The sequence below is a fragment of the Synechococcus sp. R5-15 genome (assembly GCF_047462035.1).
In the GTDB taxonomy this organism is placed as follows: domain Bacteria; phylum Cyanobacteriota; class Cyanobacteriia; order Thermostichales; family Thermostichaceae; genus Thermostichus.
This window is the reverse complement of the sequence record NZ_JANSIK010000025.1, coordinates 1-8,427: the sequence shown is the minus strand read 5'-3', so window position 1 is coordinate 8,427 and position 8,427 is coordinate 1. Positions and strand designations below refer to the sequence as shown.

Here is an 8,427-nt window from a genome sequence, read left to right as displayed (position 1 = left end):
AGCAGAACAGGCTCAGGGCTACTGAAAGCCCGCTCCGTACCGCTTAGCGGTCGGAGCCGGGTAGTTTACGGAAGACCCAGTGCAGCTCCGGCAAGGTGGTAGGATAATTCAGCAGCTTAGTTAGCGAAGCCATGGGGATCCCCACCACTGCCGATGAATGTAACGAGCTGGGAATCTCTCACTGCTTGAAGGCCCAGCAAGCCAAAACCTCGCGGGAGCGACGTGCGGCTTGGGCCATGGCTCTGGCGGCCTGGCGGCAGGGTTTGGATCTCGATCCCAACCATCTCCCCTCCCAGTTCAATCGCCTCCATGCCCTTTTGGCCTTGGGAAGCGGCTACACGGCCCTCCAAGAGGGAAAAGAGCTGCTCTCCCGGCTTTTGACCCAGCGTTACCTAGAAGATCCCAGCTTGGGCCTAACTGGATCCCAGCCCAAGCTCGCTTGGGATCCCCCTCGTCTGGCTTCTGCTAGCAAAAAGGCCCGCCGCTCTTCTAAGGCCGCTTCTGCTTCCCGCCTTGGCCCCCGCGAGCGCTACCTCCACACTCTAGCCCGTTGGCTAGCCCACCACAGCGGAGTCGTTTACCGACCGGAGCCATTGCCCTACTGGCGGCTGGCTGCAGCCATTGACCCAGAGGATCTAGAGGCGCAAATGGTGGTTGCCATGAATGCGGCGGCCCAAGCGCAGCCGGAAGGGCCTTTTTTGCTGCAGAAAATAGCGGATCACTTCCCTGGCCAAAAAGATCGGGCCATGCAAGTGCTGCAACTGGTTCTAGATCGCTACATTCCGCGGCAGGATCCCTCCAAGGCGGAGTCGGATTCAGCAGAGCAAGAGTTAGAAACGCCTCCTAACGGAGATCCAGCCTCGGAGGCGGTGGCCAGTATGGAAATTTGGACTCAGTATGAGGGGTACAAGCTGAGGCTGGAGCCAGATCTTAAAAGCATTGTGACCTTCGTCCTCCTGGCTCAAGATCGCTGGTTTGAGAGTGAAATCGAGCTGTGTCGGCAAATCCTCAAGCCGGGCATGAACGCCATTGACGTTGGGGCCAACGTTGGCGTTTATACTTTTCTATTTGCCCGCTGTGTGGGCGAGTCTGGAAAAGTCTATGCCATCGAGCCCACGCCGGGGTGTTTGCAGTGCTTGCGGGCAACGGTCGCTCAAAACAAGCTCGACCAATCCGTGCAAGTTGTGGAAGCTGCGGTAGGCGAAGAGTCCCGCGAGGTTTACCTGGTCTGCGAAGGGGCCAGCGTTTTCAACCGCATCGTCACGGATCCCATGTCGGTTGTAGAAGAAACCAAGCCGGTGCAGCAAATCACCTTGGACGAGTTGTGGATCTCAGAGAGCAAGCCCACCATCGATCTGCTCAAAATTGACGCGGAAGGGGCAGAGGTTCCTGTTCTGAAGGGGGGGAGAAAGCTGATCGAGACCTGTACCCCGCTGATCCTGTTTGAAAACCAAAATGTCGGCCAGTTTTCAGGTTTGGAGTCGGCGAAGCTTCTCGCCGAATTAGGCTATCTCATTTATGTTTACAACCCGATGATCCAAGATCTCAGCACCGTTCAGGCTTCTGTGCAACTGCCAACTGCGCTAAACTTGGTTGCCGTGCATCCGAATCGCTTTTCTCTGGCGAGCAAAGCTGGTCTGATCTAGCCGTTTCTGTGGAGTAGAGTAATGCCTTTCCCGATTAGCGAGATCCTCGGCAAAGACATGCCTTTTATCCGAATTGCAGACGTGGGGGCGATGTTTCTGGGCGGCGATAACTTCGACAAGCTGGTTCAGGAAGGACATGCCCAGGTGATAGGATTTGAGCCCCAGAAGGAAGAGTGTGAAAAGCTCAACGCCAGAGCCCTAGCCGAGGCTCCTCGCGCCGACAAAGTGAAGCGGCAGTACTTTCCCTACTTCATTGGGGATGGATCCCGTCGCAAGTTTTATTTCACCAATACCGGCTACACCTCCTCTCTTTACGAGCCCGATCAGGAGCTGGCCCAGCATTTTGAGAACTTGGCGGAAGTTTGTCGGGTAACTCGGGTCGAGGAAGTCCAGACTACTCGGCTAGATGACATTCCAGAACTGGGCGAAGTGGACTTTCTGAAGATGGATGTTCAGGGAGCCGAGCTGGATGTTATCCGGGGCGCTAGAAAAACTCTACAGAGTGTTACTGTTATCCAAACAGAAGTGGAGTACATCCCTCTCTACAAAGGCCAACCTCTTTTCAGCGACGTAGATATTGCCCTTAGGGAAGAAGGCTTTCTCCTCCACGGCATGACCAGCAACTTTGGCGCCTGCCTCAAGCCTTTCTCCTCCAGAACCTATCGCCCTTACACCCAAGTGTTGTGGTGCGACTATGTTTACGTCAAAAACTTTATGCACTTGGGTCGGCTTTCCTCGCGCCAGCGGCTGGCTATGGCGGTAGTTTTGCATGAGATTTACCTGTCCTATGATCTGGTGGCTTTTGTCCTGGGCGTCCATGACCAAATTGCCCAAACCCGTTACAAAGACTTCTACCTGGCCAAAATGTTTGCCGCTCTCAATGTCTCTTAAATTGCTCAGACGAGGTGGGGGATGATCGTCATCGACGGGGTTATCTGGCAGTCGGAAGGGTTTTCTCGCTCTCCACTTTTGGATCAGTCCTACCTGTGGCTGAGCCTAATTGAAGAATGGGTCAAGGCCAAGAAGGCAACGGAGTTTGTGGTGCTCACCCGCGGGCAAACTTGGCTGCCACCGGGAACTTTTTTTTCCGAGATCCCTCGCTTTGCCTTTGCGGAAGCGGATGAAGATCGCACCGGCCTGCAGAGCGCCTGCGACCAGCTCAAGGCCAGGCTGTTTCTCTCCACCGGCTACACCACCCCCATCTCCACCCCTTCCATCGCCTTCATCTACGACCTAGAAGCAGAGGCCGGCAGCCAATTTCACTCGGAATACATCGAGAAGAAAAATGCCATCCTGGCTGCTGCCCACTACGTCTTCTTCTCCGATGAAGTGTTTGCTGGCTTCCGAACCCACTACCCCGGGATCCCTCCCGAGCAGATGTCGCTGGTCTATCCGGCCATCGAAGGCTGGGCCAAGCCGGCTGCTCCCGATGCCATGGCCGAGTTTCGCCGCAAGTTTCAGTTGACTCGCCCTTTTTTCTTGGCCGTCTTGCCCGAACAGCTGGCTGATTACCGTGGCATCCAGGCTGTCAGCCAAGCTTGGGAGATCCTGCAGGGCCAAAGGCTCTCCCGCACCGAGCTGGTCTTTGCCTTTCCCAGTCCTCTGGAGGTGGATCCTGTCAAAGCGCAACTGCCCCAAAAACAAGGCATTCGCTACCTCAGCCTGAACAATCCCGAGCTTGCCTGCGCCTATTCCTCGGCTCTGGCGCTGGTTTTCCACTCCACCTTTCGGCCCAGAAGCCCCCTTGAGGCGATGGCCTGCGGCTGTCCTGTGGTGCATTACCGGGATGAGCAGCCAAATGCCTCCGGCTCGGAGTCGGCAACTGCCTCTGGAGAGAAAAAAGATAAGGATCCCTTGCAAAACCCGACAGCCCTGCTCTGCCAAGGCTCGGTGCGGGAACTGGCAGAAGCCCTGCAGCGCATCCAGAGCTACCCGGTACGCTCTCCCCTCATTGCCAAGGGGTTGGAACAGGCCAAGGAGCTGAGCTGGGCAACAGTGGCCGCCAAGCTGTGGGACATTTTCGAGCAGGTGGCTCCTTCGGAATCCGAGGAACCTACTGACCGCTGACCACCAAGTTTTTCCACATCTGCCGATAGGCCCGCTCCAGGGCGCGAGCATGGCTTTGCGGATCCCGCAGGGGCGATTTCTCCATCATGCCTCGCAGGCTGTGGCGCAAATGGCGCAGCCGCTCCAGATCACTGGCCAAGTTCACGGCAATTTCCACGTATTCTTCCGGCGTTTGGGCCACCAGCTCCGGCAGCCCCACGTTAGTGAGAATGGAGACCCCCACCCGGCAGACATGGGCATTGCCTGCCAAGACCACCACCGGCGCACCGCCCCAGAGGGTTTCGCAGGTGGTGGTGGTGCCGTTGTAGGGGAAAGGATCTAGGCCAATGTCAATCTCGCTGTAGATCTGGAGGTGCTCTGGAATGCTGCGTCGATCTCCCACCAGGTGCACCCGCTGCCGATCCACCCCGTGCCGCTCGAAGTGCCCCCAGAAGATCTCGCAGACGCTGCTGTCGGTGTAGCGCATGTTTTTGAGCAGGATGCGGGCGTTGGGCAGCCGCTTGAGGATCTCCGCCCACACGGCCACCACGTTGGGGGTAATTTTGGTGGGGTTGTTGCAGCAGCCAAAGGTGACGTAGCCGGCAGCCAGGGCCGGTAGCTCGGAAACCGGCGGAAAGATATCCACAGGGTTGTAGCAGAGAAAGCTTTTGGGCAGGCGCATCAACTTTTCTGTGTGGTACCTTTCCGTCATGCCCGGCGGGTCGGCGTAGGCATCGGTGATGCGGTAGTCCACCAAGGTCAGGCCGGTGGTGTTGGGGTAGCCCAGATAGGTGGCCTGGATGGGGGCAGGTTTGAGGGCCAGCACGCCCAAGCGGTTGTAGGCTGTGTGGCCGGCCAAATCCACCAGAATGTCGATCTTGTCCTCTTGGATGAGATTGGCCACCTCCACATCGGAGCGGATCTTGTGGATATCTCGCCAGGCATCGGCCTTTTCCTTCATCCGCTCCGTCACAATGTCCGAATACGGCCCGTTGGAATAGCAGTAGATCTGGAAGCGCTCGTGGTTGTGGTGGTTATAGACATGCTCAAAAAACATGCTCACGGAGTGCAGCTTAAAGTCTCCGGAGATGTAGCCGATGCGCAGAGGCCGCTTCAGATCCCGATCCCGGTGGTAGGGCCGCCGCAGATGGGCCACCGCAGCTTGGGTGGCATCCCCCCACTTTTTGTGCTCCCGCAGGGTCTCTTCGGGATCGAAATCGGGGGCGTAGTGCAGGCCCATGAGGATGTTGCCGTGGAAAGCGATCACCCCCGGAGCCAGCTTGGCCGACTTGCGGTAGGCTTTGATGGCCTCCTCGTGGCGGCATTGCTGGAGGAAGGTGCCTGCCAACCCTGCATAGGTGGAAGGATCCTCGGGGTTGATCTCCAGGGCGCGCTGAAAAGATTCCAGTGCCTCGGTTAGGCGGTTCAGCTCTTTGTAAACGGATCCCAGCGCCCGGTGCACCTCCAAAAAGTCTGGCTTGAGGCGGGCCGCTTCCTGCAAAACCGGCAGGGCCTCTTCGTTGCGGTGCTGACTTTGCAACAACAGCCCCAAGTTGCAGTAGGCTTCTCCCAGTTCTGGGTCGTGCACCAGCGCCTGCCGGTATTGAATCTCTTCCTTTTCCGGCTCGTTCAAGTGCCGATAGGCCAGGCCCAGGTTGTTGTAGGCCAGGGCAAAATCGGGCTTGTGCTCCAGGGCCGCTTCCAGCAAGGGGATGGCCTCCTTAAACCGCAGTTGATCCAATAGCAGGCAGCCGGCCTCGAAGTAGGCTTCGGCAAAGTCGGGCCGCACGCCCAGAGCGCGGCTGAGGTGGGCCATGCTATCTCCCAGGCTGGAAGGGAACACCTTGCGAAACCCCCGATCCGACAAAAAACCCGCCAAGCCCCGGTAGGCTTCGGCATAGGTGGGCTGCAGGCCAATGGCCACATGGTAGTAGTCCAACGCCCGCTGCGGCTGCTTCAGCTTGCGAAAAGCTGTGGCCAGGTTGAAGTAAACTCGCGGGCGATCCGGCTGCAGGGCCAGGGCTGCCCGATAGGCTGCGATGGCCGCCTCCGGCTGTCCCTGCTCCAGCAAAGCAGTGCCCAGGTTGATGTGAGCTTCCACCAAGTGCCCATCCAGCTCCAGCGCCTGACGGAAAGCGGCAATGGCCTCCTCCCATTTCCCTTGCTCTGCTAGAGTCAGGCCCAGGCCGTTGTGTAGCTCTGGCCGCTGTGGGTCTTGCTCCAGGAGCTGGCGATAGAGCTCAACAGAACGCTCCAACTGCCCGGCCTCGCGGCAGAGCTCTGCCAACTGCTGTGCCCGTTCGGGGGTAAGCTCGGCTGCCAGGGCTTGCTCCAGATGCTCAATGGCCGTTGCCAGCCGCCCTTTTTGCCGCTCAATGTGGGCCAAATCTGTCAAAATCTGAGGATCTTGGGGCTGCAGGGCCAGGGCCCGCCGGTAATACTCCTCGGCTTGGTCATACTGGCCCAGTTGAAAGTGGCAGAGGCCCAGGTTGAAGAGGGCCTGCAGGTGATCCGGCTGCAGAGCCACCGCTTGGCTGTAGCATCCGATGGCTGCTTCCCGCTTGCCCAGCGCTTGATATACAGCGCCCAAGTTGCTGTGAAAAGCTGCCTGCTCTGGCCGCAGCTGCGTGGCCTTGGCCATGTGGGCCGCGGCTTCCTCAAGGCGGCCCGTCTGGTAGCAGAGGATGCCCAGAAAATGCAGAGCCTCCGGTTGGTCGGGCTGGAGAGCCAGCACCTGCCGGTAGGCCGCCTCCGCCTGCTGCAGATCCCCCGCCTGATGGTGGCGGGTTGCCGCTTCCAAGGTGGCTACAAGGGCATCGGGTGTCACTTGGCCTGGATCCCTGGGTTTCACGACTCCTGATTCTATACCTAATCTGGGTTGCGTGAGAAAAAAGCGGGCCCGCCTGCACAGGCCCGCCAGCTGCTGAGGCAGCAGAGCGCCAATTAGCGCGGGACAGTGAAGGTGATGTCCAGCCGCGGCCCGCGAGCGGTGGTGATAGGGCCAGCACCCGTACCCGTGGCCGGCTCTTTGTCGAACTCGGCGCGGCAGGTGCCCGTAGCCCCCTGGCTAATCTCGAAACCAGCCGCATTAGCTGGCGTCCCCGCCACGCTGGTGCTGGTGCTGAAGCTGGTCGAGAAGCTGGCCGTGTAGCCGAAGGTCTGGTTGGGGATAGCCAGGGTCAGGTTGACAGGGCCTGTCAGGAAAGTGCCGCTGGCAGTGTTGTTGGCGGCATCAGTAACTACTGTGCCTGTGAATGTAATGCCTACGTTGATACCCAGGTCAGTCAGCGCGCCAAAGCTTTGGGTGATCGTCGTGGCATTGGTGGGCAAGAAGGCCGAGAAGGTGCTGCCCGCCGCACTGAAGCTCACCGTGATGGGGTTGGTGGCCAGCAGCGTAATCGTAGCAGTGGCTGGGTTGCCAGCGTTAGCTGTGTAGATAGTGCCGCCGACGCCTGCGGTTCCTGTAACCACAAACGCAATGGGAGCCACCGCCTGGAAGGCAGGAGCGCCACTGGCCGTGCCACTGGCCGAGCTGGAGACAGAGGTGGAAAGCGACGGGAACACAGAGGTAGCCTGGTTGTTCCACACCTCCTTGGCACACTGCAGCCGCACCTGGTAGAAGCGCGGGCCTGGCGCCGACACCGCCCGCTGCACCCCAGGCCCCACATCCGCCGTGCGCGGCCCCGCCGACGCATCGCCCCCCAGCACGTTGCCCGTAAAGCTCAAAGCCACAAAGCCAGAAGTCGCCGGCGCAAAGAAGTCGCTGGACACCACGTTGTCAACCGCGCCCAGCCGCACTTCTTGGAACACCACACTGTTGGCCGCTAGGTTGTGGGGAGTGGCATCCAGGAAGAAGAAGCCCCGTCCCCGGTCGCCAAAACCAGGAATGGTGGCCGAGTCGTTGGAGGGCAACTGCACCAGCGTCAACTGCGCCCCCTGCACAATCGCGTTGCGGGGAATGGCGTCGGGAATGGGGAAGGAAAGCACCGCCCGGAAGTCAGAGTAGGTGCCCACCGGCAGGTTCTCGCCTGCGCCGGAGCGGCGGATGCCAAAGCCGACAGGAATAGCGGTGGGGTTAGAGAAGACTTGCCCTGTTGGGGTGAGAGCGGCCAGTTGGGTGGGCAGAGCACTGATGGGGCCAGCAGTGGTGGGAGTGGGAGCAGGAACAGGGGTTGGAGGTGGTGGCGGCGGAGCCGGGGGAGCTGGTGGGGGTGGTGGGGGCGGCGGCGGTACGGGTGTAACAGTGCCGGTGCTGCTTTCGCCGCAACCGGTGAGCAGCAGGGGCAGCAGCACCACTGTGGAAGCCAGAGACAGAGACCCGAGTGACTTCAGGAGCCACTTGTGCATTGTTCCGTTCATTGTTCTCCTCTTAACCAAAAAAGTGGGGTTCGGCTGAACACTTCCCTTAACTTACCCGATCAACTCGCCCAGGGCAAGCCAGGCCGTAGGAAAGAGCCAATCGAGGAAAGACGCACACGCGCTTGGATAAGCGGCTCGTCTGTTTACTCTGCTTATCATACAAGCCCATTAGCCCGCTTTGGCAAGTACTGCCGATTTTTTCTGGACAAGATCAAAGGTGACGTGGGTCACAGACACCGGGCAGGGTCCCGGGAAGGAGTCGGGTGGCGGCTTCTGGGAGCAAAGCAGGTGGAGCCACCGGAAGAGCAGTCAGCTAGAAATCGCAGGAGCCCCGCACTGTACCCGTAGGGTCAGTGCCGGGAGGAATGCGCTTTGA

5 protein-coding genes are annotated in these 8,427 nt (G+C 59.4%); 3 read left to right on the top strand and 2 right to left on the bottom strand.

Annotation, left to right across the window (positions count from 1 at the left end):
- The first annotated feature begins 131 nt into the window (after window positions 1-131).
- From NW839_RS02690 to NW839_RS02680, 3 genes are read left to right on the top strand one after another with little or no spacing between them, the layout of a single operon-like run.
- Window positions 132-1,646, top strand: a complete 1,515-nt coding sequence (locus NW839_RS02690) for an FkbM family methyltransferase (protein ID WP_414352016.1) — start codon at window positions 132-134, stop codon at window positions 1,644-1,646.
- 21 nt (window positions 1,647-1,667) lie between these two features.
- On the top strand, window positions 1,668-2,537 hold the full coding sequence (locus NW839_RS02685) for an FkbM family methyltransferase (RefSeq protein ID WP_414352017.1): 870 nt from the start codon (window positions 1,668-1,670) through the stop codon (window positions 2,535-2,537).
- 21 nt (window positions 2,538-2,558) lie between these two features.
- The gene (locus tag NW839_RS02680; protein WP_414352018.1) at window positions 2,559-3,713 is read left to right on the top strand and encodes a hypothetical protein; all 1,155 of its coding nucleotides are present in this window, start codon (window positions 2,559-2,561) and stop codon (window positions 3,711-3,713) included.
- Here the strand turns inward: NW839_RS02680 and NW839_RS02675 are convergent.
- Together NW839_RS02675 and NW839_RS02670 are read right to left on the bottom strand one after the other, a co-directional pair.
- Complete coding sequence (locus NW839_RS02675) at window positions 3,700-6,519, bottom strand: tetratricopeptide repeat protein (RefSeq protein ID WP_414352019.1); 2,820 nt, start codon at window positions 6,517-6,519, stop codon at window positions 3,700-3,702. The genes NW839_RS02680 and NW839_RS02675 overlap by 14 nt on opposite strands.
- Window positions 6,520-6,635: 116 nt before the next feature.
- Window positions 6,636-8,051 (bottom strand): hypothetical protein, encoded by a 1,416-nt coding sequence (locus NW839_RS02670; RefSeq protein WP_414352020.1) that lies wholly within the window; start codon window positions 8,049-8,051, stop codon window positions 6,636-6,638.
- Window positions 8,052-8,427: the final 376 nt, after the last annotated feature.

Coding starts and splice junctions, on each gene's coding strand:
- NW839_RS02690 (WP_414352016.1), top strand. CDS start 132: ATGGGGATCCCCACCACTGCCGATGAATGTAACGAGCTGGGAATCTCT.
- NW839_RS02685 (WP_414352017.1), top strand. CDS start 1,668: ATGCCTTTCCCGATTAGCGAGATCCTCGGCAAAGACATGCCTTTTATC.
- NW839_RS02680 (WP_414352018.1), top strand. CDS start 2,559: ATGATCGTCATCGACGGGGTTATCTGGCAGTCGGAAGGGTTTTCTCGC.
- NW839_RS02670 (WP_414352020.1), bottom strand. CDS start 8,051: ATGAACGGAACAATGCACAAGTGGCTCCTGAAGTCACTCGGGTCTCTG.